At 67.3% G+C, this 16,338-nt stretch carries 13 protein-coding genes and 1 pseudogene; 5 read left to right on the top strand and 9 right to left on the bottom strand.

Going from position 1 to position 16,338, the window contains the following annotated elements; all coding sequences use genetic code 11:
• Window positions 1–21: 21 nt before the first annotated feature.
• From cysT to ACZYZ9_RS03595, 3 genes and pseudogenes are all read left to right on the top strand, one after another.
• Window positions 22–847, top strand: a pseudogene (cysT, locus tag ACZYZ9_RS03605) (sulfate ABC transporter permease subunit CysT); the annotation flags it as partial.
• A complete protein-coding gene (gene cysW / locus ACZYZ9_RS03600; protein ID WP_463824810.1) occupies window positions 844–1,656 on the top strand; it encodes a sulfate ABC transporter permease subunit CysW in 813 nt (270 codons plus the stop codon). The pseudogene cysT and the gene cysW, both read left to right, overlap by 4 nt.
• 21 nt (window positions 1,657–1,677) lie before the next feature.
• Window positions 1,678–2,745: a sulfate/molybdate ABC transporter ATP-binding protein gene (locus ACZYZ9_RS03595; RefSeq protein ID WP_463824809.1), complete on the top strand. Its 1,068-nt coding sequence runs from the start codon at window positions 1,678–1,680 to the stop codon at window positions 2,743–2,745.
• Window positions 2,746–2,875: 130 nt separating this feature from the next.
• Here the strand turns inward: ACZYZ9_RS03595 and ACZYZ9_RS03590 are convergent, their stop codons facing one another.
• The 4 genes from ACZYZ9_RS03590 to ACZYZ9_RS03575 all read right to left on the bottom strand — a co-directional run bounded on the left by ACZYZ9_RS03590 (window position 2,876) and on the right by ACZYZ9_RS03575 (window position 6,208).
• Window positions 2,876–3,607, bottom strand: a complete 732-nt coding sequence (locus tag ACZYZ9_RS03590; RefSeq protein WP_463824808.1) for a sirohydrochlorin chelatase — start codon at window positions 3,605–3,607, stop codon at window positions 2,876–2,878.
• Window positions 3,586–4,326 (bottom strand): phosphoadenylyl-sulfate reductase, encoded by a 741-nt coding sequence (locus ACZYZ9_RS03585; RefSeq protein WP_463824807.1) that lies wholly within the window; start codon window positions 4,324–4,326, stop codon window positions 3,586–3,588. Before ACZYZ9_RS03585 ends, ACZYZ9_RS03590 begins: the two co-directional genes overlap by 22 nt.
• Window positions 4,323–5,993 carry a nitrite/sulfite reductase gene (locus ACZYZ9_RS03580; RefSeq protein ID WP_463824806.1) on the bottom strand — a complete coding sequence of 557 codons (1,671 nt, stop codon included), beginning with the start codon at window positions 5,991–5,993 and terminating at the stop codon, window positions 4,323–4,325. The genes ACZYZ9_RS03585 and ACZYZ9_RS03580 overlap by 4 nt, the downstream gene beginning before the upstream one ends.
• Before the next feature lie 113 nt (window positions 5,994–6,106).
• Window positions 6,107–6,208, bottom strand: a complete 102-nt coding sequence (locus tag ACZYZ9_RS03575) for an Ms4527A family Cys-rich leader peptide (protein ID WP_463824805.1) — start codon at window positions 6,206–6,208, stop codon at window positions 6,107–6,109.
• Between the two features lie 149 nt (window positions 6,209–6,357).
• Between ACZYZ9_RS03575 and hemW the strand changes: the two genes are divergently transcribed.
• Window positions 6,358–7,530: a radical SAM family heme chaperone HemW gene (gene hemW, locus ACZYZ9_RS03570; protein ID WP_463824804.1), complete on the top strand. Its 1,173-nt coding sequence runs from the start codon at window positions 6,358–6,360 to the stop codon at window positions 7,528–7,530.
• 6 nt (window positions 7,531–7,536) lie between these two features.
• On the opposite strand, the gene ACZYZ9_RS03565 is transcribed toward hemW, so the two are convergent.
• Window positions 7,537–8,760 (bottom strand): sodium-dependent bicarbonate transport family permease, encoded by a 1,224-nt coding sequence (locus tag ACZYZ9_RS03565; protein ID WP_463824803.1) that lies wholly within the window; start codon window positions 8,758–8,760, stop codon window positions 7,537–7,539.
• 409 nt (window positions 8,761–9,169) lie between these two features.
• Here ACZYZ9_RS03565 and ACZYZ9_RS03560 point away from each other — a divergent pair, with 409 nt between their 5' ends.
• The gene (locus tag ACZYZ9_RS03560) at window positions 9,170–10,519 is read left to right on the top strand and encodes a salicylate synthase (protein ID WP_463824802.1); all 1,350 of its coding nucleotides are present in this window, start codon (window positions 9,170–9,172) and stop codon (window positions 10,517–10,519) included.
• Window positions 10,520–10,526: 7 nt separating this feature from the next.
• Here ACZYZ9_RS03560 and ACZYZ9_RS03555 read toward each other — a convergent pair whose 3' ends face one another.
• The 4 genes from ACZYZ9_RS03555 to ACZYZ9_RS03540 all read right to left on the bottom strand — a co-directional run bounded on the left by ACZYZ9_RS03555 (window position 10,527) and on the right by ACZYZ9_RS03540 (window position 16,282).
• A complete protein-coding gene (locus ACZYZ9_RS03555; RefSeq protein ID WP_463824941.1) occupies window positions 10,527–11,444 on the bottom strand; it encodes a MerR family transcriptional regulator in 918 nt (305 codons plus the stop codon).
• Between the two features lie 109 nt (window positions 11,445–11,553).
• Window positions 11,554–12,411 (bottom strand): SDR family NAD(P)-dependent oxidoreductase, encoded by an 858-nt coding sequence (locus ACZYZ9_RS03550; RefSeq protein ID WP_463824801.1) that lies wholly within the window; start codon window positions 12,409–12,411, stop codon window positions 11,554–11,556.
• 241 nt (window positions 12,412–12,652) lie between these two features.
• Window positions 12,653–14,554 (bottom strand): PE family protein, encoded by a 1,902-nt coding sequence (locus ACZYZ9_RS03545; protein ID WP_463824800.1) that lies wholly within the window; start codon window positions 14,552–14,554, stop codon window positions 12,653–12,655.
• An 81-nt stretch (window positions 14,555–14,635) separates the two neighbouring features.
• Complete coding sequence (locus ACZYZ9_RS03540) at window positions 14,636–16,282, bottom strand: (2,3-dihydroxybenzoyl)adenylate synthase (protein WP_463824799.1); 1,647 nt, start codon at window positions 16,280–16,282, stop codon at window positions 14,636–14,638.
• Window positions 16,283–16,338: the final 56 nt, after the last annotated feature.

Genomic DNA, 16,338 nt, shown 5'->3' with positions numbered 1-16,338 from the left:
ACCCGAGCTCGATCAGCCCGGCGCCGAAGCCCCCGACCCCGTGCGGTCCGGCGGCCGTCTCCCGACGACGTCACTTCGCGTCGGCGTTGCGACACTGTGGCTTTCGGTGATCGTGCTGCTGCCGTTGGCGGCGATTGTCTGGCAGGCGGTCGGCGGGGGGTGGCGGGCTTTCCAATTCGCCGTCACCTCCAACGCCGCGTTGGAGTCGTTGCGGGTGACCCTCACGATTTCTATCGGAGTGACCCTGCTCAACACGGTGTTCGGCCTGCTCATCGCGTGGGTGCTGGTGCGCGACAACTTCTTCGGAAAGCGGTTGGTGGACGCGATCATCGATCTGCCGTTCGCGTTGCCGACGATCGTCGCCAGCCTGGTGATGCTGGCGCTCTACGGCAACCACAGCCCTGTCGGTCTGCATCTGCAGCACACCGAATGGGGCGTCGGGGTGGCGTTGGCTTTCGTCACCTTGCCTTTCGTAGTGCGCGCGGTCCAACCGGTGCTGCTGGAGGTCGATCGGGAGGTCGAGGAGGCCGCGGCATCCCTGGGTGCCAACGGCCCGAAGATCTTCACCTCGGTCGTGCTGCCCTCGCTGCTGCCCGCATTGCTGTCCGGAGCGGGTCTGGCGTTCTCCCGGGCCATCGGAGAGTTCGGTTCGGTGGTGTTGATCGGCGGTGCCGTGCCAGGCAAGACCGAAGTGTCCTCGCAGTGGATTCGGACGCTGATCGAGAACGACGACCGCACCGGTGCGGCAGCAATATCGATTGTGCTGCTCTCGATTTCGTTCGTGGTGCTGCTCGTGCTGCGCATCGTCGGCGGTCGGGCGGCAAAGCGTGAGGATACGGTCCGGTGAAACAATCACGGAGTGTGCGTTACCTGTTGCGCTACACCGCGCTGGCCTATATCGCGGTGCTGCTGATCATTCCGGTGACGCTGATCCTGTGGCGCACCTTCCGGCCGGGCCTGGGCCAGTTCTTCGACTGGATCAGCACCCCGGCGGCGGTGTCGGCACTGAATCTGTCGTTGTTGGTGGTCGCCATCGTGGTGCCACTGAACGTGGTGTTCGGCATCCCGACGGCATTGGTGCTTGCGCGCAACCGTTTTCGCGGCAAAGGTGTCCTGCAGGCAATCATCGACCTACCCTTCGCGGTCTCACCGGTGATCGTGGGCGTCTCCCTGATCGTGCTCTGGGGCGCCAGCGGCGCACTGGGTTTCATCGAGCGTGACCTCGGGGTGAAGATCATTTTCGGGCTGCCCGGCATCGTGCTGGCCAGCATCTTCGTCACCCTGCCGTTCGTGGTGCGGGAGGTCGAACCGGTGTTGCACGAACTGGGCACCGACCAGGAACAGGCCGCCGCGACATTGGGTTCCAGCTGGTGGCAGACGTTCTGGCGGATCACCCTGCCATCGATCCGGTGGGGCCTGACGTACGGCATCGTGCTGACCGTTGCCCGCACCCTCGGTGAGTACGGTGCGGTCATCATGGTGTCGTCCAACCTGCCGGGGCAGTCGCAGACCCTGACGCTGTTGGTTTCCGACCGCTACAACCGGGGCGCAGAGTACGGCGCCTACGCGTTGTCGACTCTGTTGATGGCAGTTGCCGTGCTCGTCCTCATCGTCCAAGTGGCGCTGGATGCGCGGCGGGCACGGGCAATCAAGTAGGCCGGACAAGGAGATTCGAAAATGACCAACACCGGTGACAACCAGGCCGGCCACGCGATCGTGGTGCGGGACGCCTATAAGAACTATGGCAACTTCGTCGCGCTCGACCATGTGGACTTCGTGGTGCCCAAAGGTTCATTGACGGCGCTGCTGGGCCCCAGTGGCTCCGGCAAGTCGACGTTGCTGCGCACCATCGCCGGCCTGGACCAACCGGACTCCGGCACCGTCACGATCGACGGCCGCGACGTCACCCGGGTGCCGCCACAGCGCCGCGGCATCGGGTTCGTCTTTCAGCACTACGCGGCGTTCAAGCATCTGACGGTGCGCAACAACGTCGCCTACGGGCTGAAGATCCGCAAGCGGCCCAAGGCCGAGATCGCTGAGAAGGTCGACCACCTGTTGGAGGTGGTGGGCCTGAGCGGCTTCCAGAACCGTTATCCCAACCAGCTTTCCGGCGGGCAGCGTCAGCGCATGGCGCTGGCCCGGGCGCTCGCCGTCGATCCGCAGGTGCTGCTGCTCGACGAGCCGTTCGGTGCGCTGGACGCCAAGGTGCGGGAGGACCTGCGGTCCTGGCTGCGTCGGCTGCACGACGAAGTCCATGTCACGACGGTGCTGGTCACCCACGACCAGGCCGAGGCGCTGGACGTGGCCGACCGGATCGCCGTGCTTAACAAGGGACGCATCGAGCAGGTCGGTTCCCCGACCGATGTCTACGACACCCCGGCGAACGCATTCGTGATGTCCTTTTTGGGCGCGGTGTCGGCGCTGAACGGGGCACTTGTCCGGCCGCACGACATCCGGGTGGGCCGCAACCCCGACATGGCGATCGCCGGCGGCGACGGATCAGCGGAATCGATTGGCGTGGTGAAAGCGACCGTTGACCGGGTGGTCACGCTGGGCTTCGAGGTCCGGGTCGAGCTGACCAGCGCGGCGAGCGGCGGGCCGTTCACCGCGCAGATCACCCGTGGTGACGCCGAGGCGCTGGCGCTGAGAGAGGGCGACACGGTCTACGTGCGGGCTACCCGGGTGCCGCCGATCGTCGACGCGGCGGTTGACGACGAGGACGACAAGGAGCTCGCCTCCGCGTAGGGCATCGGCCCGGCCACGGTCGACTACCTCGCCGAGCCTGTAGTGAGGGCGGGATTCTGGGCTTCAGGACGGCCTGAGTGCAGGCTCGGCGCCACCAGTGCAGGCTCAAGCTCCGCCAGGGACTACCCGATCAGGCTGCGACGCGCTGCGCCGCGGCTTGATCGAAGCGATCCAGCACGGTGGCAGCGACCAACCGGTGCGCCCCCAACGGCGCCGCCATCTGGACACCGGCATCGTGTGCGAAGCGCTCGACCCGATCCGGGATGCGCCCCGGCGCCAGGAACCACGGCGCGATGACGACCCGCTGTGCACCGCGGCGCCGCAATCCTGCCAGCGATTCGGCCATCGGCAGTTCCGGGCGAGTGGCAAACGCGGTTTGCGCTGCGGCCCAACGGGTTCCTTCCATCAGCTTGGGTGCCACCTGGGCGGTGCGAGCATTCGCCGCCGCGTTCGACGAGCCGATGGCCACCACGAGCACGCCGACGGCAGGGTCGAGTCGAGATACCCCAAGCTCCGCGATCCGCTGGCGCAGCACCGACACCAGCCTGTCGTCTTCGCCGAGCACACCGGCTTGGCGTACCCGGTCACCGACAGCGCTGGACGCGATCTGGGCTGGAATGTCCACCCGCGCGTGGTAGGCATCGGCCAGCAGCAGGGGAGTGACGATCGCGTCCTGGGGGCAGGAGTTGAGCACGTCGATCAAGCCGGGAGTGTTGTGCTCGCAGAACGCGACTCGGACGTCGAGCGAGGGCCGCAGCCGGGTCAGCCGTCCCGCGACGGCGCGCGCGTTGGCCGCCGATCGCGGGTCGGCGCTGCCGTGCGCGGTCAGTACAAGGGTGGTCACGACGCGTGCAGCCCGCATTCGGTCTTGGCCAGCCCCTGCCAGCGTCCGCTGCGCGGGTCGGCGCCCGCCACCGGTTTGGCCGTGCAGGGAGCGCAACCGATCGACGGATAGCCTTCGTAGACAAGGGGATTGACCAACACGTCGTGCTCGTCGATGTAGTCCTGCATGTCCTGGTCCGACCAGGCCGCCAGCGGATTGATCTTCACCAGCTTGAATGCTTCGTCAAAGCTGATCAGCGGGGCGTTGGCGCGGGTCGGCGCCTCGACTCGACGGATGCCGGTCACCCAGGCGGAGTAGCCGCGCAGCGACTTACCCAGCGGGACCACCTTGCGCATCCGGCAGCATTCACCAGGGTCGCGGGCGAACAGATCTTTGCCATACAGCTTGTCCTGCTCGGGCACCGAGTGCTCGGCGGAGACATTCAGGACGCGGATGTCGTAGACGGATTCGATCGCGTCGCGGGTGCCGATGGTCTCCACGAAGTGATATCCGGTGTCCAGGAAAAGCACCGGCACGCCGGGCCGGACCTTGGCGGCCAGATCGACCAGCACGGCGTCCTGCATGTTGGAGGCCACCACGTACTGGCAGGTGGCCCCTCCGCGTGGTCCGTTGACTCCGCCGAAGTTTTCCTCGGTCCACTGCAGCAGTTCGGTGGCGTTGGCGCCCTCGAGCTCGGCCGCTCCGCGCGCCGCCACCCTGCGCAGTTCATCCTCGGTCCGCTTGGTGGCCTCGGTCATCGCAGGTCGTCCTCCTCGGCCCGAATGGCCCACTGGGCGAACCGTTCACCGTCGTTGCGATGCTTGAGGAAGTTGCGCGTCACCCGGTCGATGTAGTCACCCAGCTCCGCGCTGGTCACCTTGTGCTGCCGCAACTTTCGCCCGAACCCGCTGTCCAGTCCCAGACTGCCGCCCAGATGCACTTGGAAACCCTCGACCGGGTTGCCGTCGCCGTCGTCGACCATCTGACCCTTGAAACCGATGTCGGCGACCTGAATTCGGGCACACGAGTTGGGGCAGCCGTTGATGTTGATGGTGATCGGCACGTCGAGCCGGGAGTTGACGTCGTCCAGTCGTGCTTCCAGTTCCGGGGCCAGCGTCTGCGCCCGCACCCGGGTCTCGGCGAACGACAACTTGCAGTACTCAATACCGGTGCACGCCATGAGGTTACGGCGCCAATGGGACGGCCGGGTCTGCAGATCGAGCTTCTCGAGACCGGCGATCGTCTCGTCGACCTTGTCGTCGGGGATGTCGAGGATGACCAGCTTCTGGTAGGGGGTGAACCGGACGCGGTTGGACCCGGCACGCTCGGCCAGATCGGCGACCGCCGTCAGGATGGTGCCCGAGACCCGCCCGGCGATCGGAGAGGCGCCAATGGCGTTGAGCCCGTTCTTGGTTCGTTGCACGCCGACGTGGTCGATCGGGTGCGGCACCGGTTCGGGGGCCGGGCCGTCGATCAGTGGGCGCTTGAGGTACTCGGTCTCGAGAACCTCCCGGAACTTGTCGATGCCCCAGTCCTTGATCAGGAACTTCAACCGCGCCTTGGCCCGCATCCGCCGGTAGCCGTAGTCGCGGAAGATCGATGTCACCGCTTCCCATACTTCGGGCACCTCCTGCAGCGGCACCCAGGCGCCCACCCGCTGACCCAGCATCGGATTGGTGGACAGGCCGCCGCCCACCCACAGGTCCAGGCCTGGCCCGTGCTCGGGGTGGTTGACACCGATGAACGAGATGTCATTGACCTCGTGCACCACATCCTGCAGCCCGGAGATGGCGGTCTTGTACTTGCGCGGCAGGTCGGCGTACTCGGGCTGGCCGATGTAGCGGCGCGCGATCTCTTCGATCGCCCATGTCGGGTCGAGCACCTCGTCCAGTGACTCGCCGGCCAGCGGTGAGCCCAGAATCACCCGGGGGCAGTCGCCGCACGCCTCAGTGGTCTTCAGTCCGACCTCGTCCAGGCGCCGCCAGATCTCCGGGACGTTCTCCACCTCGATCCAGTGGTACTGGATGTTCTCGCGGTCGGAAATGTCGGCGGTGTCGCGGGCGAACTCGGTCGAAATCTGGCCCAGCGTGCGCAGCGCGGCCGTCGACAGGGCGCCCCCGTCGCAGCGCACCCGCATCATGAAGTACCGGGCCTCGAGCATGTCCGTGTTGTCGTCGCCGGTGTAGGAGCCGTCGTAGCCCTGTTCGCGCTGGGTGTAGAGCCCCCACCAGCGAAAACGGCCCCGCAGATCGCTGATGTCGATGCTGTCGAAGCCCTCTTTGGCGTAGATGGTCTCGATGCGCTCCCGCACGTCCAGCGGCGCGCCGGCCTGCTTCATCTCTTCGTTGGGATTGAGCGGCTCGCGATTACCCAGCGCCCACTGACCCTCGTTGCGGGGGGCCTTGGCGGGACGTGCTGTGGTCATGCGGGGATCTCCTTCGCGGACATGCCGACTGGAACACGCGCAGCTCACCGAAGATTCCGGCGGCGCAGATCCGGCAGCCAGGCAGGTGGTACGGGTGGGCTGGGTCTACGACGTCAAGGCTGACAGCAACAGCTGCAAACGCGCTTGAGGTCGATATGCCGCCGCGCTACCAGCGCTACACGCAGGCTCGAGTTGGCGGCGGACACGGGTGCCATTCTGCCATGAATTGGGACCCGCCGTGCCACCAGGACAAATTTGATTTCACGGTGATTAAAACCACGTCGCAACCTGGGTGTTCAGATCAGGAAAACCTGGATTGAGCTGGGAATAACGCCCGAGCTGCGCCGCCGTGTCAAGATTTGGCATGGCTTCTCGCGCCGCGCCGGCAGAACTGCCGGCCACCCAGCCCGTTGCGGGGCGTCCGTTCGGGCTCTACCTGCACGTTCCGTTCTGCATCACCCGGTGCGGCTACTGCGACTTCAACACCTACACGCCGGCCGAACTGGGCGGGGTCAACCCGGATGCCTGGCTCGCGGCGCTACGTACCGAGCTCGAGATGGCGGCGGCCCGGCTGCCGGAGGTGACGGTCGACACGGTGTTCGTCGGCGGCGGGACGCCCTCGCTGCTGGGCGGTGCACGTCTGACCAGCCTGTTGAGCATGGTGCGCGAGCATTTCACGCTGGCGCCGGACGCCGAGATCACCACCGAGGCCAATCCGGAGTCGACCTGGCCGGAATTCTTCGAAGAGATCCGGGCGGCCGGCTACAACCGGGTGTCGCTGGGCATGCAGTCGGTGGTTCCGCAGGTATTGGGGGTGCTCGACCGGGTGCACACACCCAACCGCTCGGCCGCTGCGGCGCGCGAGGCACTGGCGCTGGGCTTCGAACACGTCAGCCTGGACCTCATCTACGGCACCCCGGGTGAGACCGACGACGATCTGCTCCGCTCGGTGGACACGGCGATCGACACCGGCGTGGATCACGTGTCCGCGTACGCGCTGGTGGTCGAGGAGGGCACCGCGATGGCCCGCCGGGTCCGCAGTGGGGAGCTGGCCGCGCCCGACAACGACGTGCTGGCGCACCGCTATGAGCTGGTCGACGCACGGCTGAACGCTGCCGGGTTGGCCTGGTACGAGGTGTCGAACTGGTCCCGGCCCGGTGGTGAGTGCCGGCACAATCTCGGTTATTGGAGCGGTGGCCAGTGGTGGGGCGCGGGACCGGGCGCACACGGTTACCTGGGTGCAACGCGGTGGTGGAATGTCAAGCATCCCAACGCTTATGATGAAATGCTCGCCGGCGGGGCGTTGCCGGTGGCCGACTTCGAGGAGCTGGACGCGGCCGCCCTGCACACCGAAGAGGTGATGTTGCAGATCCGGTTGCGTCAGGGGCTGCCGCTGGACCGGCTCGGACCGGCCGAACGCCTGCGCGCCGACGTCGCGGTGTCGGACGGGTTGTTGGTGCGGGACGGCGCGAATCTGGTCCTGACCGACCGGGGGCGGTTGCTTGCCGACGCGGTGGTGCGGACCCTGCTGGACTGACCGCCCCTAGACGCCGAACAGGTGCTGGAAGGCGCGGGCGATCTCGATGTACAGCGGAATCCCGATCGTCACGTTGTAGGAGAACGTCAACCCCAGTGACGTGGCCAACGGCAGCGTCGGACTGGCTTCGGGGATCGCCAGGCGCTGCACGGCCGGCACTGCGATGTAGGACGCCGCGCCGCACAGCACCGCGAACAACACGTAGGTTCCGGCCTTGAAGTCGGTGTGGGTCAGGGACGCGTAGCTGCAAGCGACGATAATCCCCAGTGTCGCAAAGACATTGGGGGCCAACAGGCCGAACAGGATGAAGCCCGGGCCGGCCTGCCGGAGGTCCTTGAGTTTGCGTGCTGCCGTCATACCCATTTCCAGCAGGAACAGGCAGAGCACGCCCTGGAAGGCCAGCACGAAGAACCTGTCATCGTCGGCGACGACCTTCTGTCCCTGCAGCCCGCTGATCAGACCGATGACGATGCCGCCGATCAGCAGCACGAGTCCCGGGTTGAGGAATACCTCTTGGAGAAGCTCGCGGGTCAGGATGCGCTTGCCCGACGGACCCGGTGCGGACTGCTTTTCCTCCCGGCCCGGGTGGTCGATTTGTTCGAGTGCTGTTGCCCGTTCGGCTGCGAGTTCGCTTTCCAGGTTCAGGCTGTCGCCCGGCGCCGGGCGGGCGGCGGTGCCGGGGCCGATCCCCGCTTTGAGCGTGTACCCGGGCTCGCCGGGCATGTTCCCCGCCGCGTCGAGTCCGTTATGCCGCAGCCGCGCAACGAAAAACAGCGCGGCCAGGCATCCGGGGATCTCCATGACCGCCAGCATCACGGGCATGTAGGCGTTGAAGGCGATGTTCGTGGCGGTCAGAACCGCTACACAGGTCGCGAATGTTCCTGCCGAGTCCGATCCGTAGTAGCCGGCGACGGTGGCCATATCAATTCGTCGCAAGGACTTCAGACGGCTCAGCATCAGGTAGGCCAACCCGCCGATGGCGAAGTTCAGCACGAAACCCAAGGCCATGAAACCCACCACGGCCCCGATGCTGGCGGTGTTGATCTGCGCGAGTTCTTCACCGCCGTGCCAGCCGATGGCCAGCAGCAGGTACAGCGTGAGGCCCTGGTAGAGGACATAGGGGAACTCGAACCGGACTTTGAGGATCGGGATCAGGAAGCCGAAGTAGAAGAACAACAACAGTGGCTTGAACAAGTTGTGCGTGAAGTTGTCCCAGAACTCGTGCAGCATGAGCACCTCCGAGGGGCGGGCGAGACAAGGAAGTACTGACCGCGGAGCTTTCGCGGCGACCAACTACATCCGAGTTGACGCTGAGAATCTAGCCGGGCTCCGGTGTGGCTGCCACTCACCAACGGATTGAAAGACGCTGGCTGGGGCAATATTTGACGATTACGCCGCCCGCGAAACGCGCTGGTAACGATCGCATCGGGCAACTGCGCTGGCTGACGCGTTGTGTTTCCCGGCGGTGTGGGTGACGTACGAATGTGCTGTCAACTCACTGGGAGTGCGAGTGTCGCGACCTTCGTGCCGTCACAGATGATCGGTGCTCTGATGATGGGTGTGCCTGCCAACCACAACGGGAGGTAGCACCGTCGGGGCGGCGCGCGCCCAGGGCATAGGTTAGGCTACATTTACTTGCGTGATGGAGGCCAGCGTCGAGACGAATTCTGCCAGCACTGCATCACTGGCCATACCGTTACCCCCGGATATTGATCCCGCCGACTTGGCGGCCGGGCTCGTCGCCGAGCTCATCGAGCCGACCGGGGAGCAGTACCTGCTCTACGAGCAGGACGGGCAGTGGGTGCTGGCCTGCGGTGTGCAGGCGATGGTGGAGCTGGACAGCGACGAACTGCGGGTCATCCGCGACGGTGTGACGCAGCGACAACAGTGGACCGGACGTCCCGGCGCGGTGCTGGGCGAAGCCGTCGACCGGCTGTTGCTGGAGACCGACCAACTCTTCGGCTGGGTGGCCTTCGAATTCGGCGTCTACCGTTTCGGGCTGCAGCAGCGACTGGCCCCGCACACCCCGCTTGCCCGGGTCTTCTGGCCGAGGACCCGCATCGTGCTGGCTCGAGACGAGATCCGACTCCATGGTGCGGGGCCGGACGAACGGGCGGCGGTGCACCGGTTGCTCAGCGCGGGTCCGCGCCGCGAGCCGCCGACCCGGGCGGTCCAACTGTCCGATGACCCTTCTGCCTACCGCGAGCGGGTGAGTCGCGCGGTCGGCGAGATCGCGTCGGGGCGCTACGACAAGGTGATCCTGTCCCGCTGCCTGGAAGTGCCGTTCGCGCTCGACTTCCCCGAGACCTACCGGCTGGGCCGACGCCACAACACGCCGGTGCGCTCGTTTCTGTTGCGGCTTGCCGGTACTCGCGCGTTGGGCTACAGCCCCGAACTCGTCGCTGCCGTTGCGCCCGACGGTGTGGTGGTCACCGAGCCGCTGGCCGGCACCCGTGCCCTCGGTCGCGGACCCGCACACGACCTGCAGGCACGGTACGACTTGGAGTCGAACTCCAAAGAGATTGTCGAGCATGCCATTTCGGTCCGCACCTCGCTTCAGGAGGTCGCCGAGATCGCCGAGCCGGGGACGGCGGCCGTCATCGACTTCATGGCGGTGCGCGAACGCGGCAGTGTGCAGCACCTCGGCTCGACAGTGACCGGGCGCCTGGACCCGGCCAGCGACCGGATGGATGCGCTGGAAGCGCTCTTCCCGGCGGTCACCGCCTCGGGTATCCCAAAAGCGGGTGGCGTGGAAGCAATCCTGCGCCTGGACGAGGCTCGTGGATTGTATTCCGGTGCGGTGGTGATGTTCTCGGCCGACGGCGGGCTCGATGCGGCGCTGGCGCTGCGGGCGGCTTACGAACGTGACGGCCGCACCTGGCTGCGGGCCGGTGCAGGCATCATCGAGGCGTCCGACCCCGAGCGGGAGTTCGAGGAGACCTGCGAGAAGTTGTCGACGTTGGCGCCCTATCTGGTCGAACGCCGTTGACCTGACATCAGTGTGGCTGCTCGAATTCGGCGGGTTGCTTGAGGTAATCCGCGAGCAGCTGGCTGACCAGAGATTCGATGGTCGACTCGATGGACGACGCCAGCGTTGCGGTGACAGTCGCGACCGCCTGCGTGCGGAATCGGACCAGCATGGTGATCAACTCGGCGACTTCGGCGTCGGCGGGCAGCGCTTCGCCGGGCTTGATGCGGTTGGCGACGTGCTCGAAACCGGCCTGCACCAGCAGGTCACTGATTTCGTCGATCTTCGGCAGAATCTGCTCGTGCAGGTCGATGAGTTTGTCCGCGCTCACGCCGTAGCCGCGCACTTCGTTGAAGGCGTCGATCAGCTTGGGCCGGGTGATGGTGGCCTGATCGCCGTCCACTCGGATCACCTGCAACCCGACCATTCGATCGAAAGCGCCTGCGTCACCGACGAGTTCGCGTGCCGCGGCCAGTGACATGGTCTGTGGCCGCTCGGTGGTCCAGGTGCCCACGATGGCCGATTCCAGTCCGAGCACGTCGCCGAGGTTTTTGCCCTCCTCCCAGGCGCTGAGCATCTCGCGCACATGGGCGATGTTGTAGCCGCGGTCGAGCATCGAGGTGATGAGTCGGAGCCGGGTGAGGTGGGTGTCGTTGAACAGTGCTATCCGCCCGACGCGCAACGGCGGCGGCAACAGGTCGCGGTCGCGGTACACCCGGATGTTGCGGGTGGTGGTACCGGCCAGCCGCGCCAACTCGTCGATCCGGTACTCCCCGGACGTTCCGATTCCGGAGGGATGCCCGACCGCGGCGTCGAAGAGCTGGGCGACGGCCGCCTCGACGAAGTCACGCGATTGCCGGCGCACGCGGTGCGGAGCGCGCCGCAGGTTGTAGAGCACCCCGGCGATCGTGCCCGGTTCAGGTCGTGCCGGCCGTTGCGTTGCCAACAGATCCCCGGTTACGTTGTCCGGCAACGACGTGAGCGACGCACCGTCAGCGTCACGTGGGCATAGCTAGCTTGTTCGGGTCCACCGGATTTCCCTTCCGCCGCGTGTATCAGCGGCTGGCCACCCGCGATATCAGACCGGCCGTGCGCGTATATGCGCCCGGCGCCAGCCGTTTGATATTCCAACCGATCTTGGCCTCCAGTTGTGGCATGCAGTAGAGGTCGCCGCGATCGTGGGCGTCCAGACAGACGCGCGCGACTTTCTCCGCGGTGTAGCCGGTCCAGCTCATCAGCTTGGTGGCCAGCTGGCTGGACTCTTCACTGATGCGACCGGAGCCGACGATGTTGGTCTTGACGAAGGTGGGACACAACACAGTGACTTTGACTGCGCTGCCTGACAATTCGGCCGCCAGCGTTTCCGACAGGGAGAGCACCCCGGCTTTACTGACGTTGTAGGCGCCCATGCCCGGAGCCGCACCGAACGCCGCCGCCGACGCGACGTTGATGATGCCGCGGTCCGCGTGGGCGAGTCCGGCCTCGCGCAGGATTGGGGTGAACACCTGGCAACCGTGAATCGGACCCCAGAGGTTGATGCCCAGCACCCAGGTCCAGTCATCGAGCGCAATCTCGCCGATGGGTGCCCCGCCGGCGCCCACGCCGGCGTTGTTGATCACCAGAGTCGGCGGTGCCCCGAACCACGCTTGTGCCTCCTTGGCCAGGGCGACGACCTCGTCGAATACCGAGACATCACAGCGCACCGCGACGGCTTTGGCGCCCAGGTCGGTGAGCGCGTCGACGGTTTGTTGGGCGGCTTCCAGGTCGATGTCGCTGCACACCACTGCGCCGCCCCGGCGAGCGAGTTCGACGGCGAAGGCGGCGCCGATGCCGCTGCCGGCACCGGTGACGACCGCCAGCGCATCGCGGCTGGTGCATTTCCTGTTCAGGAGCTTGTCCAGGGGACCAAACATCAAACCGCCTCTGCCACTGTGCTTGGCCGGGGTGAGTCCCCGGGGAATCGAACGTAGCTGACCGCGATCGCACCGCACGAGCGCAGTGTCCCGCACCTCGGAGCGCCGTCGTTCATGTCACGGAGTCAATATCAAATGGTGACATTAGTCAATGGCAGGTTCTGGCCGATCCATTCGGAAACACGCTGCACCCAGGTGTCCGACTACTTCGGAATACGTTGCGTGGGTGGCGACCTGACGTCTAGGCAGGACGCCCGGACGAGCCGTCGAATCCATCGGCGCCGTCGGCACCGACCGCGCCCTGGTGCAGGCCGTGCGCACCAGCTTGCCCCGGAATACTGAAGCCGCCCTTGGTTCCTACACCGACACCTGGGTCCCCGCCCGCGCCGTAGCCACCGCCGGCACCCCCGCCGCCACCGTCCGCACCGCCACCTCCGCCGCCCGGACTACCGGCCGAACCGAACAAACCGCCCGCGCCGGCGTTGCCGCCGTTCCCCCCACTACCGCCCTGGCCGCCGTCACCACCGGTGCCACCGTCACCGCCGGTGCCTCCGTTGCCGCCGCTGCCACTGCCGCTGCCGCTGTCCTTACTGATAGAGCCCACGCCGGTGCCGCCCTGACCACCTTTGCCGCCGTCTCCTCCTACAGCGCCCTGACCGCCGGACCCGCCGGCCCCGCCCAGGCCGCCGTCACCACCGGTCCCGAACAGCAGTCCGCCTCGACCGCCGGCGCCACCGCTGCCGCCCTGGCCGCCCGCGCCACCGGATGCGCCGATCCCCCCGGTGCCACCGTCGCCACCGTTGCCGCCGAACCCACCGATCACGTTGCCGCTGTTGGCACCGCCGTAGCCTGTCCCGCCCATCCCGCCGGTTCCCCCGGTCCCGCCACTGATCCCGCCCGTTCCGCCCAGGCCGCCCTTGCCGCCTTGGCCGAGGCCAGCGGGGCCGCCCGGTCCCGCACCCAAACCGCCGTATCCGATTCCACCTGTTCCGCCGTCACCACCAGCTGCGCCCGTGCCGCCGGTGCCGCCGGTGCCGCCGATACCACCGGTGCCGGTACCGCCGGAGTTACCGGGTCCGGACGAGGCGCCACCGACGGCGTCGCCACCGCTGCCACCCAGACCGCCCACCGTGCCGGCCACCGCATCGGTGCCGCCGTTACCGCCGTGACCGCCGTGGCCCCCGGTGCCGGCGGCGCCCGTGTTCGCGCTGCCCTCACCGCCGGCACCACCCTGGCCGCCGGCCTGCGTGGGGGTGGCGCCGTCGGCGCCGGTGGTGCCGGGACTGCCGACAGGGTTCCCGCCCTTGCCGGGGATGCCGCTGTCGGCATAGTCGGACGGATTCAGCGCAGTGGCGTTGACGCCCGGCGCGCCCTGCGCACCCGCCCCGCCCTTTCCGCCCGCACCACCGTTGCCGGACAGGTACCCCGCGGTCCCGCCGCTACCACCGTCGCCTCCGTCGAGTCCGGCTGCCGTGGCGTTGCCACCGTCGCCACCCCTGCCTCCGTTGCCGAACAACCAGCCGCCGGCGCCGCCGTTGCCTCCGGCCGCCCCTGCCCCGCCGGCGCCTCCGAGGCCGCCGTTGCCGTACAGCCAGCCGCCAGCACCGCCGGCGCCACCGGCCTGGCCTGGAATCCCCGCCCCGCCGGCGCCACCGTTACCGATCAAGCCGGCCGCCCCGCCGTTGCCCCCCGCATGCCCGGCGACGGCAGTCCCGCCCTGACCACCGTTGCCGTACAGCAACCCGCCGGCCCCGCCGTCCTGGCCGGGCAGCCCGGCCGTCCCGTCACCGATCAGCGGACGGCCCAGCAGTGCCTGGGTCGGTGCGTTGATGAGGTTCAGCAGTTCTTGCAACGGCGCCGCACCGGCGGCTTCTGCCTGCGCGTAGCTGACCGTCGTCGCGGCCAGCAGGCGGGCAAACTGCTCCTGCGATGCCGCCAATTGAGTGTTCAGTGCCTGGAACTGTCGCGCGTGGGAGCCGAACAGCGCGGCAACGGCCTCCGATATCTCGTCCCGGGCCGCGGCCAGGACATTGGTGGTGGGCGCCGCCGCGGCGGCGCCGGCCGCGTCGATGGAGGCGCCGATGCCGGCTAATTCCGTTGCCGCCGTTGCCACTATCTCGGGTGCCACCATCACAAACGTCATCGACTGTCCCCTTTTTCGGTAGGCGTTACCGGGGATCCTAATTGGATCGGTGTCAGATGAGGCGGAAATTCATGGCGAAAGTCACGGCTGTTCCGCTTGACCGCAGACTTGCGCGACGATCGCTTTCTTATCGACCTTGCCGATCGGGGTGGTAGGCAGCGTCGGCAACGCGACCAGTTGGTCGAGGCGGACGTGGGTAGCCGCACCGCGCTGGTCCAGGTAGGAGTTCAACTCCGTGATCGTCACCGGTTTGCCGGCGAAAACCACAGCAGCACAGATCTTTTCACCAAGACCGGCGTCAGGTACCGGCACAGCGGCGACCGACCGGACCGACGGGTGGCCCAACAGATGCTCTTCGAGGTCCCGGGCGGAGATCGTCTCACCGGCGCGGCAGATGACATCCTTGACCCGGCCGGTGACCACCAGGTTGCCGTCGTCGCGCAACCGGACCAGGTCGCCGCTGCGGTAGAACCCGTGCGGATCGAAGCTGCGCTCGTTGTCGCGCTCGGCACGGAAATAGCCGTTGAGGGTGTAGGGCCCCCGCACCAGCAGTTCACCGTCGGCGCCGGGTGCGACCGGTGCGCCGTCGGCATCGACGATGCGTATCTCGTCGGCCGGGCTCAGCGGTCGGCCCTGGGTGTGCTCCAGCACCTCCGGTGCGTCGTCGAGGCGGGTGAAGTTCAGCAGTCCCTCGGCCATGCCGAATACCTGCTGCAGGCCCGGTGTGAGTGCCGCGCGAATGGCAGCAGCGTCCACGGATTCGAGCTTGGCGCCACCAACTTGCAGCAGCCGCAGCGTCTTTGGTGTCACTGGTTCCCAATCGCAAGCCTGCGCCCACAGATTGGCCAGGGCCGGTACCAAGGCGGTGACGGTGACGCTATGGCGGTCGATGGTGGCGAATGCGGCCTCGGGGCTGGGGTCGGTGCCGAAAACGACGGTGGCGCCGACGCTGATAGCGCCGAGGATGCCGGGGCAGGCGAGCGGAAAGTTGTGCGCCCCCGGCAGTATCGCCAGATACCTGTCGTCCTCGGTCAGGCGGCACAGCGCGGCGCTCGCGGTGGCGTTGTAGACGTAGTCGTCGTGTGTGCGGGGGATCAGTTTGGGCGTCCCGGTAGTGCCGCCGGACACCAGCAACAACGCCGGGCCCGCGGTGTCCACCGCGACGTCCGGGACAGCGCCGTCCGGCAGTGCCGACCACGACAGGAACGGTCCGGGGTCACCGTCGACGACGACGTGCCGCAACCGGGGGTGCCTGGCGACCAGTTGTTCGGCCATCGGACGGTAGTCGAAATCCCCGGCCTGTGCGGCGACGATCAGTCCGACGGCGCCGCTGACTTCGGCGAAATGAGTCAGCTCCGCTGCCCGGTGCCCCGGCAGACACATCACCGGGATGGCACCGGCGCGCAGTACGCCGAACAGGGCGACCGCGAATCGACACGAATTGGGCAGTGCGAGAAGCACCCGATCGCCGGGGGCGATTCCCAGCGACGCCAACCCAGCCGCCGCACGGTCGGCAAGTTCGTCCAGTTCTGAGTAGGTATGGCCAGCGAGCGAGTCGACGACTGCGAGGTGGTCGGGCCGCGTCGCCGCGACCTGGCGCAGCAGGCCGGGCACCGTCTGGCCGGTCCAGTAGCCGGCCGCTCGATACGCGGCGGCCCGGTCCGGGGGAAACGGGATGAAACCGTCCGGGGCGCTGGTCTGGGACGAACGGAAAGGACGTGTAGGCACTCGGCAGCTCCCTTGGGGTGAGCGTGTCAGCCCATCGAATATAAGGTAGCGTACTC

The organism is Mycobacterium sp. IDUB_28 (genome assembly GCF_055419285.1).
Note: the sequence above shows the minus strand (reverse complement) of the source record. Positions and strands in the feature narration are given on the sequence as shown.

Bases quoted from the DNA above. Each gene is read 5' to 3' on its own strand.
- ACZYZ9_RS03575 (WP_463824805.1), bottom strand. From the start codon at position 6,208: ATGGCACCCGTGTCCGCCGCCAACTCGAGCCTGCGTGTAGCGCTGGTA.
- ACZYZ9_RS03550 (WP_463824801.1), bottom strand. From the start codon at position 12,411: ATGTTTGGTCCCCTGGACAAGCTCCTGAACAGGAAATGCACCAGCCGC.
- ACZYZ9_RS03595 (WP_463824809.1), top strand. From the start codon at position 1,678: ATGACCAACACCGGTGACAACCAGGCCGGCCACGCGATCGTGGTGCGG.
- hemW (WP_463824804.1), top strand. From the start codon at position 6,358: ATGGCTTCTCGCGCCGCGCCGGCAGAACTGCCGGCCACCCAGCCCGTT.
- ACZYZ9_RS03585 (WP_463824807.1), bottom strand. From the start codon at position 4,326: ATGACCGAGGCCACCAAGCGGACCGAGGATGAACTGCGCAGGGTGGCG.
- ACZYZ9_RS03565 (WP_463824803.1), bottom strand. From the start codon at position 8,760: ATGCTGCACGAGTTCTGGGACAACTTCACGCACAACTTGTTCAAGCCA.
- ACZYZ9_RS03590 (WP_463824808.1), bottom strand. From the start codon at position 3,607: ATGCGGGCTGCACGCGTCGTGACCACCCTTGTACTGACCGCGCACGGC.
- ACZYZ9_RS03545 (WP_463824800.1), bottom strand. From the start codon at position 14,554: ATGACGTTTGTGATGGTGGCACCCGAGATAGTGGCAACGGCGGCAACG.
- ACZYZ9_RS03580 (WP_463824806.1), bottom strand. From the start codon at position 5,993: ATGACCACAGCACGTCCCGCCAAGGCCCCCCGCAACGAGGGTCAGTGG.